Annotated in this window: 14 protein-coding genes and 1 tRNA gene; 11 read left to right on the top strand and 4 right to left on the bottom strand. The window is 63.4% G+C overall.

What is annotated here, in order from left to right:
• The first annotated feature begins 28 nt into the window (after positions 1-28).
• Positions 29-1,651 carry a glycosyltransferase family 39 protein gene (locus A39O_RS0100755; protein WP_020502802.1) on the top strand — a complete coding sequence of 541 codons (1,623 nt, stop codon included), beginning with the start codon at positions 29-31 and terminating at the stop codon, positions 1,649-1,651.
• Here the strand turns inward: A39O_RS0100755 and A39O_RS0100750 are convergent.
• Complete coding sequence (locus A39O_RS0100750) at positions 1,604-4,279, bottom strand: cation-translocating P-type ATPase (protein WP_026199065.1); 2,676 nt, start codon at positions 4,277-4,279, stop codon at positions 1,604-1,606. The two genes, A39O_RS0100755 and A39O_RS0100750, sit on opposite strands and share 48 nt — an antisense overlap.
• 105 nt (positions 4,280-4,384) lie before the next feature.
• Complete coding sequence (locus A39O_RS0100745; protein ID WP_020502800.1) at positions 4,385-7,675, bottom strand: DEAD/DEAH box helicase; 3,291 nt, start codon at positions 7,673-7,675, stop codon at positions 4,385-4,387.
• Between the two features lie 17 nt (positions 7,676-7,692).
• On the opposite strand from A39O_RS0100745, the gene A39O_RS0100740 reads away from it, so the two are divergent.
• The 9 genes from A39O_RS0100740 (at position 7,693) to A39O_RS0100700 (ending at position 17,854) form a co-directional block, all read left to right on the top strand.
• A complete protein-coding gene (locus A39O_RS0100740) occupies positions 7,693-9,063 on the top strand; it encodes a glycosyltransferase family 2 protein (RefSeq protein ID WP_245561678.1) in 1,371 nt (456 codons plus the stop codon).
• The gene (locus tag A39O_RS0100735) at positions 9,060-10,343 is read left to right on the top strand and encodes a glycosyltransferase family 4 protein (protein ID WP_020502798.1); all 1,284 of its coding nucleotides are present in this window, start codon (positions 9,060-9,062) and stop codon (positions 10,341-10,343) included. The genes A39O_RS0100740 and A39O_RS0100735 overlap by 4 nt, the downstream gene beginning before the upstream one ends.
• On the top strand, positions 10,340-11,107 hold the full coding sequence (locus A39O_RS36055) for a class I SAM-dependent methyltransferase (RefSeq protein ID WP_157639538.1): 768 nt from the start codon (positions 10,340-10,342) through the stop codon (positions 11,105-11,107). The genes A39O_RS0100735 and A39O_RS36055 overlap by 4 nt, the downstream gene beginning before the upstream one ends.
• A gap of 229 nt (positions 11,108-11,336) precedes the next feature.
• Positions 11,337-12,353, top strand: coding sequence for a glycosyltransferase family 4 protein (locus A39O_RS0100725; protein WP_020502796.1), 1,017 nt, complete (start codon positions 11,337-11,339; stop codon positions 12,351-12,353).
• A 49-nt stretch (positions 12,354-12,402) separates the two neighbouring features.
• Complete coding sequence (locus A39O_RS0100720; protein WP_020502795.1) at positions 12,403-13,353, top strand: glycosyltransferase; 951 nt, start codon at positions 12,403-12,405, stop codon at positions 13,351-13,353.
• An 8-nt stretch (positions 13,354-13,361) separates the two neighbouring features.
• Positions 13,362-14,519: a glycosyltransferase gene (locus tag A39O_RS37390; RefSeq protein WP_083924381.1), complete on the top strand. Its 1,158-nt coding sequence runs from the start codon at positions 13,362-13,364 to the stop codon at positions 14,517-14,519.
• A 12-nt stretch (positions 14,520-14,531) separates the two neighbouring features.
• On the top strand, positions 14,532-15,911 hold the full coding sequence (locus tag A39O_RS0100710) for an oligosaccharide flippase family protein (protein WP_083924379.1): 1,380 nt from the start codon (positions 14,532-14,534) through the stop codon (positions 15,909-15,911).
• Positions 15,904-16,974 carry a class I SAM-dependent methyltransferase gene (locus A39O_RS36050; RefSeq protein ID WP_083924377.1) on the top strand — a complete coding sequence of 357 codons (1,071 nt, stop codon included), beginning with the start codon at positions 15,904-15,906 and terminating at the stop codon, positions 16,972-16,974. Before A39O_RS0100710 ends, A39O_RS36050 begins: the two co-directional genes overlap by 8 nt.
• A 46-nt stretch (positions 16,975-17,020) precedes the next feature.
• Positions 17,021-17,854 carry a class I SAM-dependent methyltransferase gene (locus tag A39O_RS0100700; RefSeq protein ID WP_020502791.1) on the top strand — a complete coding sequence of 278 codons (834 nt, stop codon included), beginning with the start codon at positions 17,021-17,023 and terminating at the stop codon, positions 17,852-17,854.
• Between the two features lie 117 nt (positions 17,855-17,971).
• On the opposite strand, the gene A39O_RS0100695 is transcribed toward A39O_RS0100700, so the two are convergent.
• Together A39O_RS0100695 and A39O_RS0100690 are read right to left on the bottom strand one after the other, a co-directional pair.
• The gene (locus A39O_RS0100695) at positions 17,972-19,009 is read right to left on the bottom strand and encodes a hypothetical protein (protein WP_020502790.1); all 1,038 of its coding nucleotides are present in this window, start codon (positions 19,007-19,009) and stop codon (positions 17,972-17,974) included.
• A 114-nt stretch (positions 19,010-19,123) separates the two neighbouring features.
• The gene (locus A39O_RS0100690; RefSeq protein ID WP_020502789.1) at positions 19,124-19,537 is read right to left on the bottom strand and encodes a DUF2177 family protein; all 414 of its coding nucleotides are present in this window, start codon (positions 19,535-19,537) and stop codon (positions 19,124-19,126) included.
• A 165-nt stretch (positions 19,538-19,702) separates the two neighbouring features.
• On the opposite strand from A39O_RS0100690, the gene A39O_RS0100685 reads away from it, so the two are divergent.
• Positions 19,703-19,779 (top strand) — tRNA-Arg (locus A39O_RS0100685).
• The last annotated feature ends 165 nt before the right edge of the window (positions 19,780-19,944 follow it).

Here is a 19,944-nt window from a genome sequence, read left to right as displayed (position 1 = left end):
CTAAATTGTTAGCGAACCGCTCCTCAGGATGACCACGCAACACCCACCCAGCCGCGCTGAACCCGTCCAGTCACCCTGGCTGCTGATCCTGGGGCTGATCATCGCGATGACGGCCTGGCGGTTTGGCGCGGCGGCCCTGCTGCCGGTGACCCAGGACGAGGCCTACTATTTCGATTGGGCCCGCACCCTTTCCTGGGGCTATTTCGATCATCCGCCCGGGGTGGCCCTGCTGGGGATCGGCACCTGGTTCGTGCCGGGTTCCGCCCTGGCCGCCCGGCTCGGGGGATTGGCGGCCGGCACCCTGAGCCTGATCGTGCTGGCCCGGCTCTATGCCAACAGCGGGTTGCTGCGACGCGACGATCTCACGCTCGCCCTGGCGCTCCTGTTCGCCAGCCTGCCCGCGCTGGCGGGCGGCATCCTCACGACGCCGGATGCCGCGCTCATGCTCGCCTGGGCGCTGGCCCTGCACGAGGCCGAGCGGGCGCTGGCCGGCGATCGGCGCCGTTGGCTCACGGTCGGCATCGCCGTCGGTCTGGGTTTGCTCGGCAAGTACACCATGATGCTGATCGGGCCCATCTTACTCTGGGCCATCCTGCGCACCGACCCGCGCGCCCTGCGCACGCCCTGGCCCTATCTCGGAGCGCTGCTCGCCGTGCTGGTGTTCAGCCCCAATCTATGGTGGAACGCCGGTCACGACTGGCTGGCCTTGCGCTTCCAGTTCGGCCATGGATTCGCTCTGGATGCCGGTGCACTCACCCCGGCCAACGGAGCCGCGGCGAAGGCCATTACGCACTCGGGGCCGGTGACACTGGCGGAGCGTGCCGCCAATCTCGGTGCGTTCGTCGCCGGACAACTGGCACTCTGGGGACTGATCGCGCTGCCGCTGCTGGCCGCAATCCCCCGCTTCTTTCGCCGCTCTGCGACCGCCGATCCCGGCCCCGTCCCGGCGACCCATGCCAGGCCTTTGCTGCAGACCGCCGCCTGGTTTCCGCTCGGGTTCTTCGCCTTGGTCTCCCTCGGCAGCGAGGTGGAGGCGAACTGGCCGGCCATGTACCTGCTCGCGGCCCCGGCCCTGCTGGCGCGGCCGTTGCGCGGTCTGCGCCGTTGGGTACTGGGCGCTGCCGCGGCCAACCTGCTGCTGGTGACCCTCTACGTCTATCATGCCGCCACCGCCGCCCTGCCGCTGCCGGACAGCCAGAACCGCATCCTGCGCGAGACCCACGGGTTTGCGGCATTGGCCGCCGTGGCCGCCGGGCTGCCCGGGCCGGTCTATGCCGACCGTTACCAGCTCACGGCCATGCTGCGTTTCTACCAACCCGAACTCGCCGCCGGCCAATGGCCGGGACTTACGCGCCCGTCCGAATACCTGGTGGGGCAGATCGCGCCCCGCGTCGAGCCAAACGCCCAGCGTGAGGCCTTCTGGATCATCACCCAGCACCCGCAGCCGCCGGCGGTCGGGAACTTCACCAGCGACACCATGCGCACCTTCTTCGACTGCGCCGACCAGGGTCTGGTCGAGACCGCCGCGCCCCCTTGCGCGCGCCCGCTGCATACCTGGTTCCTGCATCACTATCGACCGGATCGACCGGATCGACCGGACGGTTCAGCGCCCCCACCGACTGAACAGCTTTCGAATTTCTTCCAGCACTAAGACGCCGGCGGCCACCAGGGTCGCGAGACCCCAATCGGCGAGGCTCAAATCCACCGTGTCAAAAATGGCCTGCGCCGGGCCCCAGTGCACCACCAGGATCTGCAAAGCAACCACGCAGAACAGTGCCGACCACAGTTTGCCGTTGCTCAGGAAGTGCCGGTTAAAGGCGCTTTCATGCTCGGCACGCGCGTTGAAAATATTGAAGAATTGGAATAGCACAAAGGTGGTGAAGGCCAGCGTGACCGCATAGTCGTGACCGCCGTGATGCTCGCCCCAGGCGTAGGCGGCCAGTGTTCCGGCCGCCATCGTCAGGCCATACAGGCCAAGACGCCAGAGGCGATCCCGCGTCAGGATGGGGCCGTCCGCAGGTCGGGGCGGCGCGTCCATGATGCCGGGCCGCGGCGGTTCCACGCCCAACGTCATGGCGGGCGGACCATCCATGATGATGTTCACCCACAGAATCTGGATCGCGGTAAAGGGGGTCGGCATCCCGAAGAGCGGCGCACCGACGACGGTCAGGATGGCCCCGATATTGGTGGACAACTGGAACCGCACGAACTTGACGATGTTGTCGTAGATGGTGCGCCCCTCCTTGACGGCGCCCACGATGGTCGCGAAGTTGTCGTCGGTGAGGACCAGTGTTGCCGCTTCTTTGGACACTTCGGTACCGGTGATGCCCATCGCCACACCGATGTCGGCGGTCTTGAGCGCCGGGGCGTCATTCACGCCGTCGCCGGTCATCGCGACGACATGGCCCCGCGCCTTCAGCGCCTCGACGATATGCAGTTTGTGCTCGGGCGAGACACGCGCGAAGACCGCGCTGCCTTCCACCAAGGTGGCGAGCGCCGGCTGGGTCAGACCCTCGATTTCGCGGCCTTCGCGGACCTCGCCCGTCAACCCGAGGTCACGGGCGATGGCGGCTGCCGTCGCCCGGTGATCACCGGTGATCATTTTCACCGCCACGCCGGCGTGTTGGCAGATGCGGATGGCGTCGCGCGCCTCCGGACGCGGCGGATCGATGATGCCGACCAGACCGAGGAGGGTCAGCCCGTCGGCCCAGACCATCAAATCGCCCGCCGGGTCGAAATCCTCCGCCGGGATGGTGCGGCCGGCCAGCATGAGCACGCGCAGCGCGTCCTGCGCGAAGGCCGTATTGTGCGCGGCGAAGTCCTCCCGGGCGGCCGTGTCGAGTGCGACTTCGCCGGCAGCCGTCAAGTGAGCACACGCGCGCGTCAGCAAGACATCAGGCGCGCCCTTGACCCACATCCGCACCAGGGCGCCGTCATGATGGAAGGTCGCCATGAATTTATGCGTGGAGTCGAACGGGATTTCGGCAATCCGCGGTTGCTGCCCGGCCAGGGTCGGCGCGTCCACCCCGCCGCGCGCGGCCAAGGCCAACAGGGCGCCTTCAGTCGGGTCGCCGATCAGTTCGCCGTCACGGATCCGGGCATCCGTGCACAGTGCGGCGCAGGCCAGCAAGGGCAGCCAGTCCGGCGGCGGCGCATCATCCTCCGGCATGATGGTGCCGGCACCCGCGTAGCCGTCGCCCGTGACGGCAAAGCGGCGGCCGAGAAACCAGGCGCGACGCGCGGTCATCTGATTCAGGGTGAGAGTCCCGGTCTTGTCCGAGCAGATGACCGTGGTACAGCCAAGGGTTTCCACCGCCGCCAGTTTCTTGACGATGGCATGACGTTTGGCCATGCGGTGCATGCCCAGCGCCAGCGTCACCGTGACGACTGCCGGCAGACCTTCGGGGATCGCCGCCACGGCCAGCGCAATGGCGGTCAGCACGGTGTCGATCAGCGCATCGCCGCGCAGGATGCCAATGGCGAAGATCAAGCACACGACCAACCCGGCGATGGCGGCCAACCGGGTGCCGAGCGCATCCAACTGCACCTGCAAGGGGGTGGCCGACTCGGGGGTCTCGGCCAGCAAGCTCGCGAGCTTGCCCATTTCGGTGCGCATCCCGGTGGCGCAGACGATGGCCTCAATGCGGCCGCGGGTGACCACGGTGTTCATGAAGACCATGTTGTGCTGCTCGGCCAGCGGGGGTGTACCGGGAATCGCCGCGGGGGTTTTTGCAACGGCCTGTGACTCTCCCGTGAGCGCCGCTTCCGCAACCTCGGCCGCATGGGCACGCATCACCCGCGCATCGGCCGGGATGCGATCACCCGCTTCGAGCAGCAGGATGTCTCCCGGCACCAGCGCTTCCGCGGGAATCTCCGCCGGATGCCCGTCGCGCCGCACCCGGGCAACGGGAGCGAGCATCTTTTTCAAGGCGGACAAGGCCGCCTCGGCGCGGTGCTCCTGAAAAAACCCCAGTGTGGCGTTCAACAGCACCACCACGGCAATGACGATCGCATCTTTGAGGTCACCCACGACGCCCGCCAGCAGTGCGGCGCCGATCAGCACCAGGACCAGCACGTTACGGAACTGGTCGAGAAACTTCTTCCATGCCGGGCGCGGCGGCCGACCGCTGATGCGGTTGGGGCCATGGACCCCGAGCCCGGCTTCGGCGGCGGCAGTGGACAGGCCGACGCTCATGTCAACCTGTAGATCAGCCGCGACGCGTTCAGGCGTTTCGGCATACCAGACGCGTGGGGGAACTGTGGCGGGGAGCGTGTTCACTGTGAGTCCTTATTGAGTCGGCCGGCGAGGGCGAGCGACTCCATTGGAACCCGGACTCGGGGCGGTGGTTCCCTGAGCGCGACCTGTACCAGGCCGCTGATCGGCTCAGCGCTCGCCGAACGGCGCGAATAGTTCCTGCAAGTCCTGCCCGCTCAGGCGCGGCTCCGGTTCGCCCTCGCTCTCCTGATAGACCCCGGCGGCCAGCGCCCGCTTGCGCTCCTGCATGGTCAGGATGCGCTCCTCGACCGTCTGCTCGGTCACCAGCTTGTAAACGAAGACCGGCTTGTCCTGACCGATGCGGTGGGCGCGGTCCGCCGCCTGCGCCTCGACCGCCGGATTCCACCAGGGGTCGTAGAGGATCACGGTATCGGCTTCCGTGAGGTTCAAGCCGACCCCGCCGGCCTTGAGGCTGATGAGAAACAGGTTGGCCTCACCCGAACGGAAGGTGTCGATGGCCTCGTCGCGCTTGCGGGTCTGACCGGTGAGCTTGGCGCTGGTGATGCCGCGCTGATCCAGTTCGGCCTCGATCAGTGCGAGCATGGACGTGAACTGGGAAAACAGCAGGATGCGCCGGCCCTCATCCAGTTGCTCCGGTACCAGATCCATCAGCAGCTCCAGTTTGGCCGATTCCTTGACCCGAGCGGCGGCCGGGAGCTTGAGCAGGCGCGGGTCGCAGCAGGTCTGACGCAGTTTCAGCAAGGCATCGAGAATGGTGATATGGCTGCGCGCCAGGCCCTGGGCGGCGATGGCGTCGCGCACCCGTTTTTCCATCGACAGCCGGATGCTCTCGTAGAGCGCGGCCTGCGCTTCGCCCAGGGTCACACTCTTGATGATCTCAGTCTTGGGCGGCAACTCGGCCGCGACATCCTGCTTGCGGCGGCGCAGCATGAAGGGGGCGACGCGGCGCGCGAGACGGTCCTGGCGGTCCCGGTCCCGATGCTGCTCGATCGGCGTGCGCCAGTGACGCTTGAAATTGGCTTGGTCACCGAGGAACCCGGGCATGAGAAAGTCGAATTGAGTCCAGAGTTCGCCCAAATGGTTTTCCATCGGGGTGCCGGTGAGGCACAACCGGTGATCGGCATTGAGTGCCCGGACCACGGCCGCAGCCTGCGATTTGGGGTTCTTGACCGACTGGGCCTCGTCCAGGATCAGTGAGTGGAATGACTGCTCCTGGAGCCGCTCCTGGTCACGGGACAACAGCGGGTAAGTCGTCAGGATCAGATCGTGATCCGGGATGGCATCGAAATGGACGTGACGGTCGGCCCCGTGCAGAACCAAAGTGCGCAGGCCCGGGGTAAAACGCGCCGCCTCGCGCCGCCAGTTGCCCATCAGGCTGGTGGGGGCGACCACCAGGGCGGGGCGCTCCAGCCGTCCGGACTCCTTCTCCAGCAGCAGGTGGGCAAGGGCCTGGACGGTCTTGCCGAGACCCATGTCGTCGGCCAGGATGCCGGCCAGGCCCCAGGCGCGCAGGAACTGGAGCCAATCGAGCCCGCGTCGTTGATACCCGCGCAATTCGACCGTGAGCCCGGTCGGCGGTTCGACCGGCTCGATCCCGGCGAATGCCGTCAGTCGCCGCGCCAGTTCACGCAGCCGCTCGGCCCCGCGGATCGCATAACCCTGGGCTTCAAGGTCGGCCAGGGCGGCAGCATCGAAGCGCGATACCCGCAGCCGGCCGTCCGCCCCGGGCGCGGCCCGGTCGAACAGATCGCGCAGGATCTCGATGAACGGCAAGAGCCGCGCTCCCGGCAGATCGATATAGCGATGCGCGGCGTCCGGGTCGGTGCCCGTCGGGTCGAGCGGCAGGGTGATGATGGCGGGGATTTCACTGCCCATCCCCAACTCCAGCAAGGGCGCGATGATGGGCAGCAGGGGCAAGCGGCGCCCGCCGAGATCCAGGTCGAAGCGCAGGCCGAACCAGTCGTTGCCGCCCCCTTCCGCCGGGTCTTCGAGTTCCAGATCCCAGTCCGCGGACTCGAATTGCAGCCGGAAGGCGTCCTCGCGTTCCACCCGCCAGCCGGCCGCTTCCAGTGCGGGGATACCGTCGCGCAGCAGGGCCGACCAGCGCCCTGCCCGTTCCAGCGGATTGGCGGTCGCCGGGACGACCCGATGGCTGCCCGCGGCGGTGCCGGTGACGGCGATCGGGATAAAGCCGTGCGCCGCCAGGGTGTCCAAGGCCCACTGTTCAGCCACCAGGTCGCGGTGGATGCGGACGGTCCCGGAGCCGTCGGGCAGGACGGTGTACGGCAGCGCGGGAAGACCAGGGACCTGGTAACCGTCGTAGTCGAAATCCAGGCTCAGCAGATGAGTGTCGGTTCCGGACAAGGATTCACAGCGCAGCGTCAGCCAGGGAACGACGACAGCCGCGGTGACCTCCTTGACCGGCACCGGGCGGGGGACCGGCAGCGGTAACTGGGGGAATTCCAGCACCAGCGTCCGTGACAGCGTCTCGGCCTCGTTGGCGCGCAGCCGCGGCGCGGCCAGCAGTTCGCGCACTTGGGCCGTGCGCAGCCCCTGGGTGTCCAGCGGGCCGGCCTGGTGCTTGGCGGGGTCCAGGTACATGGGAGGATCGACCAGCAGCAGGCGGGCCGACGGGGTCACCTCGACCTTCAGGTCGAGTGATCCGTCCTTGTTTTCCCGCCAACTGAGATCCAGGGAGCGTGTCTCACCCAGACTCAAGGGCGCCGCCTCGATGCCCTGCCAGTAGCAGCGCCCGGTTCCGATCATGCGCAACAGTGCCAAATAGCCGGTCTGGCCGGCGAGCGCTACGCTGGTGACCCATTGACCGCCGGCCAGCGCGCGCAGGATCGCCAGAATGTCTTGGTCCGCGCTGAGCAGATAGGTGGGTGCGGAGTAGCCGTGCAGCAGGTTGAACGGATTGACCTGTCGCCCTTTGGAGAGCCCGGTGCCGCGCAGCAGGGGCTTGGCGACCCGCAGCTCCGCCGCGGCGGCGTGGACGTCGGCCGGGTTTTGCTGGAGCACATAGACCAGCCGCTCCCCCGCCGTGTCGGCTGCTTTATCCTGGCCGGCCAACACCACGCGGTTCAGCCAGCGTTTCATGAACTCGGTGCCGGCCGAACCGTCGCTCGGCTGCGATTGGCGCTCCCGTTCCTCGAAGGCCAGACAGGCCGCCGCCACATGCTTACAGTTGTAGCCGATCGGGCAGCCGCAGGAACCGGTGATGTCGCGCTTGGCGGGGTCCGCCGGGATAAAAATGGACTGCCGGTAGATACGGCCGGCACTGCCGCGGACCCGTGCCCGCAGGCTGATCCCGGAGTCGTCCCGCCGCTCCTCCTCCAGTTCGATCACCATTCCTTGCTGATAGTAGGCGAGGCCCCGGTTGAAGGAACTCAGGTCGATCGCGTGGCGGATGTCGTCACGACTCAGGGGGCGTGGCATGGTGTTGGACCAGGCAGTTGCGGAACAGCCGTCTATTGTCGCCGGTATGGGGGCCGTTGCCCATGGTTATGGGAGCAATGGCACGAAATGATCGGGTCGATGGCCTGGCTCGTGGCCTGAAAGTCCGCGGCGGCCGATCGGACTTGCGTTCGCCGACGCCTCCAGCCGCTCGATTTGGCTGTCGCAAGCCAGGTTTCCGCCGGACCGCCCGGACCCGCCACCCCCGCACCAGCTCCGTCGCCAAACCGCTGTCGGCAAGCTTCTGTATAATCCGATCACGGCGGACCCCGTTCCGCGGGAGCGACTCTGTGAAGCTGATCGTCCAGATTCCTTGCTACAATGAAGAATTGACTCTTGCGAAAACGATCGGGGCGATCCCAGGTGCGATTTCCGGCATCGACGTCATCGAGATCCTGATCATTGACGACGGCAGTTCGGACCAGACGCTCGCGGTCGCGCGGGCGCTCGGCGTCCACCACATCGTACGCAACAAGCGCAACCAGGGGCTTGCGCGTAGTTTTCGCAATGGTCTGGAAGCCTGCCTGGAACTTGGCGCCGATATCATCGTCAACACCGACGGCGATAACCAGTACGACGGTCGCGACATCCCGAAGCTCGTGCGACCGATCCTCGATGGCGAGGCGGATATCGTGATCGGTGACCGCGAGACCGACAAAATCGCCCATTTTTCGGCCGCCAAGAAGTTCCTTCAGTGGTTCGGCAGCGGCGTGGTGCGGAAACTCGCCGGGATTTGGGTCCCCGATACCGTCAGTGGTTTTCGTGCATTCTCCCGCGAGGCGGCCATCCGCCTCAACGTCGTGTCGTCCTTCAGCTATACGATCGAGACGGTGATTCAGGCCGGTAAGCGCCACCTGGCAGTCACCTCGGTGCCGGTCCGCACGAACCCGAAAACCCGCGACTCGCGTCTCTTCAAGAACATTCGACACTTCGTGCAATGTTCACTGGGGACCATGGTGCGGATGTACGCGATGTATCAACCGTTGTGGGTCTTTTTCATGATCGGGACCCTCCTGACCGTGCTCGGACTGCTCCCGGTTCTGCGGTTCTTTTATTACTACATGACCGGGGTCGGCGACGGACATATTCAATCCCTGATCTTCGGTGCCGTCTTTCTGATGATGGGATTCATCGCCTATCTGATCGGTCTGGTTGCCGATCTCATCGGATTCAACCGGCAATTGCTGGAAATGACACTGGAGCGCGTCAGGCGGATGGAGCTTGCCGCAGGTCGCGGCACCGAGGCCTGCCATGGCCGGGGCCATCAGTCAGCAGCGTCGCTCGCGCCACCTGGTGCGATCGAGCAGCGGCCGGAGCGATCCGAGACGCCTCACCCGCCGGGGCCGCATCCCCGTGGCGGACGCGCGTGACCGGCGACCGCATGATGCAAGCGCCGGGGACACGGCTTGGCCGTATTCTTTGCATCACCTCGAATTTCCCGCGATGGGAGGGCGACAGTACGACGCCCTTCGTATTGCATCTCGCCCAGGACCTTCAGACACTCGGGTGGGACGTCGACGTCCTGGCGCCCCACGCGCCAGGGGCCGCGCGGCGTGAGTTGCTTGGCGGTCTGCCGGTCATCCGTTTCCGTTATCTGCTACCCGAGTCTGCGCAGACCGTCTGCTACCAAGGGGGTGCGCTGATCAATCTTCGCAAGCATCCGCTGAACAGACTCAAGCTTCCGGCCCTCGTGGGTGCTGAAACAGTCGCCGTCGCGAGGCGCTTGCTGGCACAGCGCTATGACGTCATCCATGCCCATTGGATCTTACCTCAGGGGTTCACCGCAATGCTGGCACAGCGGGTGAGGCGGACGCCATGGGTCGTCACGGTACATGGAGGCGACATCTTCGGGTTGCGGGGACACTTGATGGCCGCGGCCAAGCGCGCCGCTCTCAAGAACGCATCAGCGGTGACCGTCAATAGCTCCTGCACTGAACGTGCCGTGCTGGATCTCGTGCCCGCACTCAAACGGCCCCACCGCATCCCGATGGGAGTCGCCACGGACCCATTGAATGAGTCGCAGCATCAGGCCGCGGTCGAGATCCGCCAACGTCATCGCCGTGGGCAGGGACCTCTGCTGGTGTTCTTAGGGCGTCTCGTCAATGAGAAGGGCGTTGAGGATCTGCTGCGCGCCGTCGCACTTCTGCACAATCGGTTACCTGATACCACCGCGCTCATCGTCGGCGACGGCCAGGATCGAGGCGACCTGGAGCACTGTGCCGCCGCACTCGGCATCCGTGACCGTCTGACCTTCACCGGCTGGATCGCATCCGACACGGTCCCGGCCTATCTCGCGGCTGCCGACGCGTTCATCGGGCCATCACGGCGCGCTGCCAACGGCTGGGTCGAGGCCCAGGGGTTGACGCTGATCGAGGCGATGAGCACAGGTGTGCCCGTCATTGCCACGCGCCTTGGCGGGGTTCCGGACGCGGTGATCCATGAGCAGACGGGGCTGTTGGTCGATGAGCGTTCACCCGAGCAAATCGCCGACGCCATTTGCCGCTTGCAGTCCGACGCTGCACTGGCACCGGCCCTGACCAGTCGCGCCCGCGCGCATGTCATCCGCAATTTCTCCCGAAAAACCAGCGCTGCGGCTTTCTCCGATCTGTTTGCGTCGCTCACGGCTGTTACGCAGTGCCGGCCGTCATGATCAACGCAGCGCCTTCACGGCAAACCCATGCCTATCTGGATATTGCGCATCGCCGTCGCAAGGCTGAGAAGATCGTCCGCATTCTGGAGCTGAATCGGTCGTTACGTGGTCTGACCGTACTTGAAGTTGGCGCCGGTTCGGCCGTTATCACGACGGCGCTTGCCGAACGGGTCGGGAGTCAAGGCCAGGTGATCGCCGTGGACCGCGTCGACCAACGCGTCATGTGTGATGGATACCAATTCATCCCGGTCACCGGAGTGCAGCTCCCGTTTGCGGCCCGATCATTCGACGTCGTGGTATCCAACCACGTGCTGGAGCATGTCGGCGGCCTCACCGAACAACTCGCGCATCTCACGGAAATCGCACGCGTCTTGCGCCCGGACGGCCTTGCTTACCTTGCGGTTCCGAATCGCTGGGCACTGCGCGAGCCGCATTTCGGCCTCTGGTTTCTGAGTTGGTTGCCGCACTTTCTGCGCAGCCCCTATCTTCGTGCCCGCCGTCGCGGACCCTGCTATGACTGCGACCCGCCGGGGCCGCGTCGTATTCGTTCGTTGATTCGTCGTGCTGGTCTTCGCTTTCAGGATGTTGCCGCGCCGGCATTGCGACTGATGGTACAAATCGAAAAACCTTGGTTGGTGTCCGACGTGGTCCGGCGTCTGCCCGACGTCGTCCTCAAGACCTGCAGTCCAACCTATCCCACCATGACCTTTCTGATGACGCATCCTGAACCGCGAGCGCCATCTGCTCGCACGAGCGCCTCATGACCCCGGTGGCCTTGATCACGGTTCCGGCCACCGGACATCGTAGGGTGGACAAGCGCAGCGCAGTCCACCAGCGGCGGCACGGGATTCGGTGGACTGCGCTAGCGCTTGTCCACCCTACGGCCGGAACGATGATCAAGGCCACCCCGGTCAACACGAACCTTCGTGGTATGAGCCCTCGGTGTCGTCCATCTTCTGGATCACCAAACGGACCGGAAATCCGAGTCACACCATGAAAGTGTGGCTTCCTTATACTCAGGGCGGAAGTGGAAGCGACGTCTTTACCCACACCCTCGCCGACGGGTTAACAACCGCCGGACATGAAGCGATCGAGCAAGCCTTCAAACACCACTGGCAGTATGTTCCCTGGGCACTGAAAAGCGTCACGCCACCGTCCCGAACCGATTGCATTATTGCCAACACCTGGAATGGCTTTGCTTTTCATCGCCCGCCAGTGCCCCTGATCACCGTCGAGCACCTGTTCGTCTTAGACCCGGCATTGCGATCTTATCGCAGCTTCGCGCAGGCGATCTTCCACGAGACACTGGTGCGCCATTTCGAGAAGGCAAGCATGCGTGCTTCCGACGTACAGGTCGCAGTCAGTGAGTATACGGCAAACGCGCATCATCGTGTCTTGCATGGGTCCAGGCCACAGGTCATTATTAACGGTATCGACACGGACTTTTTTACCCCGCCCCCCGCAGGTCACGACCGGCTTGGCAACCGGCCAGTGCGACTGCTCTTTGTCGGGAATCTCACCCGACGAAAAGGGGTTGACCTTATTGCACCCATTATGCGGGAACTTGGTGCCGGTTTTGATCTCGATTATACTGTCGGTCTGCGCACCACCGCCGGCCTGGCAGCTATCCCGAATGCCCGCGTTCTCGGGCGTCTGGACCAGTTGTCAATCAGGGAGGCTTATCGTCGGGCAGATCTGCTGCTGTTCCCCACCCGGCTTGAAGGGTTAGGTTTAGTGGCGATTGAAGCGATGGCTTGCGCCACCCCCGTCGTTGCAACCCGAACCTCAGCACTACCCGAGGTCATCGACGATGGCGTGACCGGCCGGCTTTGCTCACAAGACGATCCGGCGGCCTTTGCGTCCGCCATCCGTGAGTTAGCGGCGCAACCCGATGCTCTCGTTCGTATGGGCCACGCGGCCCGACAAGCGGCGGTGGCACGTTTTAGCATCCGCCGCATGGTGGACGAATATGTCACCCTCTTACGCTTCGCCCATGGGGCCGCCGGTTAACGCCTTGAGCCCATGCACTCCATACGACCCGCGGCATCAGCCTCTCATCATGGGGGCGTCCGGTCTTTTATGTGCGATCGTCATCAACTATTTCGGCGCCGATAAGACCGAGCGCTGTCTGGCGTCCTTATCCGGCCAGGCCATCGATACCCTCGTCCTGGTCGATAACTCCGCCGACCAGGATGAACGGCACAGACTCGAAGCAATCCTCTCGTCCTTGAACGACAGACGCTGCCGCTTCATCATTAGAACCCGGTTCAACGACACTAATCTCGGTTTCGGCAAAGCCATCAATCAAGTCATCCGGGATGACCAGGAGAGCACCGGAGGCCACGATTACTATCTGTTGATCAACAATGACGCCGAGGCAACGCCCGGACTGGTTGCCGGACTCCTGCTTGCGGCTGCCACTCATCCGGACGCCGCACTTGTTTCCCCACGCATCCGGTGGGGCGATGACGACGTCGGCTACTACTGGTACCAGCCTTTCCTTGGCCATGTATCCCGCGTGCCGTGGCCCGGCTCGTTTTCTTATCTGAGCGGCTGCTGCCTCCTTGTCGATGCCGCACTCGCTCACAACGGAGCGCTCTTCGACGAGGATTTTTTCATGTACGGTGAGGATATCGACCTGACCGCCCGAGCGGTCCGCACCGGCCGCGCCATTGTCTGCGTGGAACATTTGCTCGTCATCCACGAGGGATCAGGTTCATCGCGCCACGGCGGCCTGTTCTACGAATACCAGGTGGCGCGCGGACATGTGCTCCTGGCGGGAAAACTGGCCGACCATCGCGTGACCAGAATCTTGTTCACGGCCGGTCGTGCGCTCTATCTGACGGCTCGGGCGATGGTGCGCAGCCTGCGGTATCGTCGCCGCACACCGATACGGGCGCTGCTGTTGGCATGGACCGGACGGGCCGTCAACACGCCCCTTGAAAGTGCCGCGCCGCATGATAACAGGTCCACTGCATCGCTTTCATCAGCGAGCCCAACCAACCGGTGAAATCCCGCATGTTGAAAGTGCTCTTCCAAAACCGTCCGGATACCTTTCTCCGCCCAGGCGGCGATACCATCCAGATGGAGCATACGCGGGCGGCCCTGCTCCGTCGCGAATTAGCTGTGGATGTATCTCTCGAACTTGCCCCTGACATCAGTGGCTACGACATTATTCACGTTTTTAACATTCAGACCAGCGTCTATAGCGTAAGACAATGCGCAAACGCCGTCTCAGCCGGCCTCCCGCTGGTCTTGTCACCCATATTCTGGGATTCACGTCCGGCGCAATGCGACCCTCATGTCATTCGGTACGGTGCACATTGGCCCGGCCGTATCTTGGCGTCCGTGTTCCCCAGGCTCGCCGGCCTGATTGCGCCTCATACTTCACGGGCGCGACGCCGTAACTCCGCGGCCCGTGAGATGCTGACGCTAGCGGATGCTCTGCTTCCAAATTCGTACGCGGAGCTTGAGAGCATCGTTAATTTTTTCAATGTTCCGAGCATTCGCTGTAAGGCGACTGTCGTGCGTAACGGTATTGAAAGGTCTGCAACGGAACGTCATCAGCATAGTGCCATACGACCGGCAGGCATACCTGCCGAGCCGTACGTGTTGCAGGTTGGACGAGTAGAGCCGGTCAAGAATCAGTTGCGTTTGATCCAGGCACTGACCAATCACCCCGAGATTCCGCTTGTGCTGGTCGGCCAGCCGACTTGCGCAAGGTATCTCGATGCGTGCCGCCGCGCTGCCAGGATAAGAGGGAATACCTGGTTTGTAGAACACAGACCGCACGATGAGCTTCCCGCGATCTATCGCAACGCGAAGGTTCACGTACTCCCCAGTTTTCGTGAAAGCCCTGGACTCGCGACAATGGAAGCTGCAGTCTGTGGCGCGAACTGTGTTGTTAGCTGCCATGGCCCTATTGGTGAGTATTTCGGCAGCGCAGTCTGGTGCTGTGACCCTGGAGACGCTGATTCGATTCGGTCTTCTGTACTATCCGCGTGGGATGCGCCGCCGCGTTCCGACCTTGGCGCACGTTTGAAAAGCGAATTCACCTGGGACCATGCCGCGGCCGAAACGCTGGCTGCCTACCGCCGCCTGCGACCGATCTCCGTTTCTCATGATGAGGAAGGAAGCCAAACCTGCTCACCGTTGGTCAAGGGCTTGCACGCGTGATCGGCCTAAACGGTGATTGCTATTAATCGTTGCGAAGCGGAATCTCCCGTCCACGCATGGGCGCGACTGGTACCCCGTGGCCCTTTCCTGCAGTTCGGATCTGTTGGCTCTCTTCGTCGGCGTCTGCTGACTGGAGCCTGCTGGTCGGCCGCGGGGACCGCAGGCGTCCAAGGTCTTATGCTAATTGGAGGAATTCTGGCGGCACGTTGCCTTGGTGCTGACGGATATGGCGCGCTTGGCGTTGTCAACAGCACCCTTGGCATGCTCGGGGTCCTGGCCGGCCTCGGCCTCGGCACAACAGTCACCAAGTACCTCGCGGATCTGCGTCAGTCCGACCCGGCCCGCGCCGGAAGCGTACTTGGACTGGCCTATGCCGCATCCCTTGCGCTGGCGACGCTCGTCACGGCCGGCACCTTGGCTGCCGCGCCGGCTCTGGCCGAACAGGTACTCGCTGCCCCGGCGTTGGCAAGAACCCTTCAGATTGGCACCGTATTGCTTTTCTTCAACAGCCTTATCGGCGTCCAATCAGGCGCGCTCGCAGGGCTTGAAGCCTTCCGGACAGCCGCTTCTCTGAACATCGCCTGCGGCGCGTTCAGTGCGACGCTCACGCTGCTTGGTGCGTGGCTTCACGGGGTCGCGGGGGCGGTGGCGGGTGCGGGGCTTGCCGCGGGGATGAGTTGCGTTATGATGGAAGTTGCAGTGGTAAGGGAATGTCGGCGGTTTGGTATCCGCCGCAGTTTCACGTCCCTTGCGGCAGAGGCGGATATTCTGTGGCGTTTTGCACTTCCCGCCTGCCTGGCGGCAGCCATGGTTGCGCCGGTAACCTGGCTTGCCAATGCGATGCTGGTCAATCAGCCCGACGGCTATCGGGAGATGGGACTCTTCAATGCGGCAAATCAGTGGCGGATGGCTCTACTCTTGCTTCCAAGTGTTCTTGGAGCGGTGACAATACCGATCCTGTCTTCGGTGTTGGCACAAGGTGATCTTCGTGCCGCCCGCAAGGTGCTTTTCGCCGCCATGGGCGGGACAGCAATCGTCACGCTGCCGATTGCTGGGATGCTGGGTATCTGGGGTGACGAGGTGCTATCCCTATACGGTCAGGAGTTCTCAGGCCAAGGCACTTTGCTGTGGCTGATTGCGCTGACCGCGGGGTTACTGGCTATTTTAACCCCGGTAGGACATTTCATCACTGCATCCGGCAGGATGTGGTTAGGATTGATGATGAATCTCGGGTGGGCCGTCGTTGTTCTCATATCGGCTTGGTGGTTACTGGGGAACGGCTTTGGAAGCCGGGGGTTGGCTGGCGCCTACTTACTTGGGTATATAGCGCACACGATATGGACAGTCAGCTATGCACGATCTCAGCTGCTGAGCAGTCGGCGCTATGGATGAATCTACTCGAAGCACATTGCCAATGTCGCTGCCGAAACTGGAACCTCTTGATGCGCGGATGCCGCCATGGACTGCAAAACACCTCCAAGAACGACACTGCCCGCTCTGCGAAGCAACAAACGCACCAGCGTTGCTTCGGCCAGATGGACTTCCGCTTGCCTACTGTTCGGCCTGTGCACTTTGGTACCTGGTCGCGACGCCTTCCGAGAAGGCGCTCGGTGAGTATTATCGCGAGGGCTATTGGATCTCGACCCGTCCCTCCAGCTTGAATCAGGATCGGGCGAACGAAATGCGCCAGAATGCGGCGCGCTTTGCTCCGCAGGATATCCGCCTCCAGCGACTCAATGTCATCGCTCGCTCACTCGTTGGCAAGCGGCTGCTCGACGTTGGTTGCGGACTCGGATACTTCATGCTGCAGGCGCAATCGCTCGGGGCGCACGTGGCCGGGCAGGATCCGGCTCCGGAAGCGGTGCGATTTGCGCAGACCTGCTTGCATCTCAATGTGTGCGAAGACATGCTTGAGAACTGTCAAGACCATCTCGGGAGTTTTGATGTGGTCGTGATGAGCGATGTCATCGAGCATCCTTTGCGTCCCCTGAACCTCCTGCACAGATCCCTGAACATGTTGAAGCCAGGTGGATTGTTGCTGCTCTGGACGCCTAATGGCGGGGCGGCCGGAGCAGATCCGGCAGTCGCCCGCGACTGGGTTGGCTTCCGTGTCGACCTCGAACACATGCAATATTTTTCACCTGCTGCCATCATCCGCTTAAGCAACCAGTGTAATCTAGCTGTAGAGCACTTGGAGACGCTCGGATTTCCGGACTTCGCAGGAATCGAACAACGCCCCGCGTCATCGCGGAGAGGCCGGCAAGGGATCCTGACCTGGAGAAGGCGACTGGCGGTTTCGGTCATGCAGATACGCACCATCGCCAACCTCCGCACCACCGCCGGAAACCTCTATCAGGCGCTGGCGATGGCAGCCCTTTCGAGTGAAAAGCGTGCGACTCTGGATGTCAGATCCGGCGATTATCACCTTTTTTCGATCATGCGAAAGAAGACTTAGAACGAGCACATCACACTGTGAAAAAAGAGATTTTTCGGCGGCGCTAATGACTCAGCTTCCATTTGATACAACCGGCTTCGCGTCACTTGACGACCTCGACTCCGACCGCTGGAAAGCAATCTTTCCCCATTTGGAAAAGGTCCAACAGGAATTTACCGGGCTGGAATCCCACGGCGTAGAGTACCGGTGGCCCAGAGAGCCCCTTTATAATTGCATTCGGGTATGGGAATACCCCTTTGTATACCAACAGTTCGCCGTTCTGTCAGCCACCGCGGCGAATAGCGCTGAAACGGTCGCGGACCTGGGAAGCGGTGCGACATTCTTCCCTTTCGCCCTGGCAAGGCTCGGGTTTGACGTCCGGGCAATTGATACTGATGCGGCGGCCGAGCAAGCGCTTCATCGTGCGATCGGAACGATGCCTACTCAGCCGGGGTCTGTTCGATTCCTGCGGTCGGATATCGCGGCGCTGCCACTGGAGGATGGCAGCCTCGACCATGCATACTGCATCAGCGTCTTGGAGCACTTGCCGGAACCATGGGAAGCAATCCGTGAAGTTCGCCGTGTTCTCAAGCCAGGCGGGCTTTTCGTGCTGACCTTCGATGTGTCGGAGCGGTCGAATCACGATTTGCAGCCAGCCGCTTTTCGCCGGTTGCTGGAGACCCTGCGGGACGGATTCGTCGAAATCAGCCCAAGGCGAATCGTACACCCCAGCAGGGTACTCAACACCTATAACAGCCACTATCCCCTGTACCCGAAACGGACCGGCATTTCCCGCGTGGCGCGGGAGATGCTAAAGTGCACACGTTTAGCCCTCGGGAAAGCGGATCCCGAAATTCTTGTCTCTACCTATGGCGTCACATTGCTGCGGACCGCGGCATGACAGGCGGCGGGGACACACCGATCCGGCGAGTTGCGGTGCGGATCATGCCTTGATTTCCAAGTGACATGACATTGTCGCCGCAACCGGCCACCACGATTGGTTCGTGAGCGGGCCAGTTCATCTGGTTGAAGCGCGTGTGGAGATGCGATCGAGGCTGGTTTCCGGGGCCAGTTCACGCACCCAGGGCAATGGCGCACGCAGTGGCGGCGGGAGTTGCGCGAGCGCCTCCCGCGCCTCCTCGACGCTTCCGTGCAGGCTGTGGATCAATACGAACCAAGGACGCCCGCGCCTGGTCTCCTGATGCAAATAGACAAACTCGGGAAGGTCCGCCCGGTCCGTCAGCTCCATGAGCCGTTCCCGGTAGTGGGAGCCGACGAGCTGGAGGGCGAATGGACGCTCGTTGACCCGAACGGTCGTCCCTGATTCAGCCTGTTGGTCCGGCATTGCAGGAACGACGGCGAGGGGTAGCGCTTCCGGCGCCGCGTTCGCCTCGGTATTCACTGATGACGCCGGCGCCAGGTCGGGAGCGGCGGGCGCCGGATCGCCCGGCGGCGGCGTCGGATCGGTCGCCTCCATCGGTACCGCGGGTGTGGTCGGCGCTGCCAGGTCGGCCGGGACAGCCTGTTCCTGCTCGGGCTGTCTCGCGATCGGCGCCGCGTCGCCGGCTTGCCCGAGCATCTCCAACGCGGCGGCCAGGCGTTGCTGTTCCGCCGTCACCCGCTCGATGGCGGTCACCAGAGTCGCCCGCGTAGCCTGCGCATCGTAGTAGAGGGCGGCCATGCCGACGCCGAGGGCCAGCGCCAACATCAGGGCCGCGGCCGCAAGCCAACTTGGGCCGCGCAAACGTGCAGCGATGTCGTCGCGTTGGGTCTGCCAGCCGCGTTGGAGATGGGCGATCGCCAGGCGGCGGTCGTCATCGACATCGGCGATACGTTCAACGAGCGCCTTCTCCTGGTCCCGCATGTGCGTCTGATGGGCGGCGAGTTCCTCGGCCAGAGCCTGAACCCGGAGCGCGCAGGCGTGCATCCGTGCGTCCTGTTCAGGCCAGGTCACCGACTCGGCATCGGCCGACTCCAGGGCGCGCAGCCGCTGGGCAAGTGGCAGGTCAGGGGCGAAGGGGTCGGTGAGGTCGCCCGCGCCTGGAATATTCGGCATGACACTAGCTCCGCGTGCATACTTCTAACGATCGAATGACGGATGGCGCTGATCCGGGCAAACCTGATCCGGTTCGGTCCGGTCCGGTCCCTGCGCCGTTCTTGATACCGAGCGTCACACGTTCTGGAGCCACCGCCCGATGCCATAGCTTAATCCAGCCACGGCGGCACACAAGACCATACCCCAGGCGGTGTCGACCAGGACGACCTTGATTGGCCAATCCGGCAGGGTCGCCAGATTGGTCAGCTCATAGGTTACGTAGGTGAAAAAGCCGAACAACAATCCGTTGATTATCGCCCGCCACAAAGACCCCTGGGTCAGCGCCGGGGCCACGGCAAAGTAGAGGATACCGACGATAAACAAAAGATAGAAGACGATGGCGGCAGGCCAGTTCACGGTTGCGGCCAGTAGGTGGCCCAGGTTGTCGCGATAAAAATCCCGCGCGATGACGCCGAGCCACAGCAGGTCAACGGCGAAGAAAACCGGTACCGTAAGCAGGTAGAGCTTGATATATACGAAGGCTGTCATGGTCTTGTCCTCTGGGTCCGGACGGTCCGGGGCGAATCGCAGCAGACGGCTGCTCCGTCTGTGACCCGCGCGTCCGTCATCTCGCGGGTGCCCTGCCGGGGCGACTCGGTTACACTAGGATCACTGGTCGTCGGGCTGGCTTATGGGTCGGCCCTCTTCACGCTTGCCCTCGTAGCTCAGTTGGATAGAGCAATCGCCTCCTAAGCGATAGGTCGTGGGTTCAACTCCCGCCGAGGGCACCAAACCAACGTTTCGCAGCGAAGCCCTACAAGCTCGCCGAGGAACGCGTACCCTACGCGACCCGGATAACAACGTATTTCTAAGCCCGGTAACCGTCTGGGAGGCATTGGTCAAGTATCGCCTAGGCAAATTACCGTTGCCGGATCGCCCCGAGACTTATCTGCCAA

Source organism: Lamprocystis purpurea DSM 4197 (assembly GCF_000379525.1).
GTDB classification, from domain to species: domain Bacteria; phylum Pseudomonadota; class Gammaproteobacteria; order Chromatiales; family Chromatiaceae; genus Thiodictyon; species Thiodictyon purpureum.
Note: the sequence above shows the minus strand (reverse complement) of the source record. Positions and strands in the feature narration are given on the sequence as shown.

Excerpts from the sequence above, each read along its gene's own strand:
- A39O_RS0100725 (WP_020502796.1), top strand. The coding sequence starts at position 11,337 with ATGAAAGTGTGGCTTCCTTATACTCAGGGCGGAAGTGGAAGCGACGTC.
- A39O_RS0100755 (WP_020502802.1), top strand. The coding sequence starts at position 29 with ATGACCACGCAACACCCACCCAGCCGCGCTGAACCCGTCCAGTCACCC.
- A39O_RS37390 (WP_083924381.1), top strand. The coding sequence starts at position 13,362 with ATGTTGAAAGTGCTCTTCCAAAACCGTCCGGATACCTTTCTCCGCCCA.
- A39O_RS0100745 (WP_020502800.1), bottom strand. The coding sequence starts at position 7,675 with ATGCCACGCCCCCTGAGTCGTGACGACATCCGCCACGCGATCGACCTG.
- A39O_RS0100695 (WP_020502790.1), bottom strand. The coding sequence starts at position 19,009 with ATGCCGAATATTCCAGGCGCGGGCGACCTCACCGACCCCTTCGCCCCT.
- A39O_RS0100720 (WP_020502795.1), top strand. The coding sequence starts at position 12,403 with ATGGGGGCGTCCGGTCTTTTATGTGCGATCGTCATCAACTATTTCGGC.
- A39O_RS0100690 (WP_020502789.1), bottom strand. The coding sequence starts at position 19,537 with ATGACAGCCTTCGTATATATCAAGCTCTACCTGCTTACGGTACCGGTT.
- A39O_RS36050 (WP_083924377.1), top strand. The coding sequence starts at position 15,904 with ATGGATGAATCTACTCGAAGCACATTGCCAATGTCGCTGCCGAAACTG.
- A39O_RS36055 (WP_157639538.1), top strand. The coding sequence starts at position 10,340 with ATGATCAACGCAGCGCCTTCACGGCAAACCCATGCCTATCTGGATATT.
- A39O_RS0100700 (WP_020502791.1), top strand. The coding sequence starts at position 17,021 with ATGACTCAGCTTCCATTTGATACAACCGGCTTCGCGTCACTTGACGAC.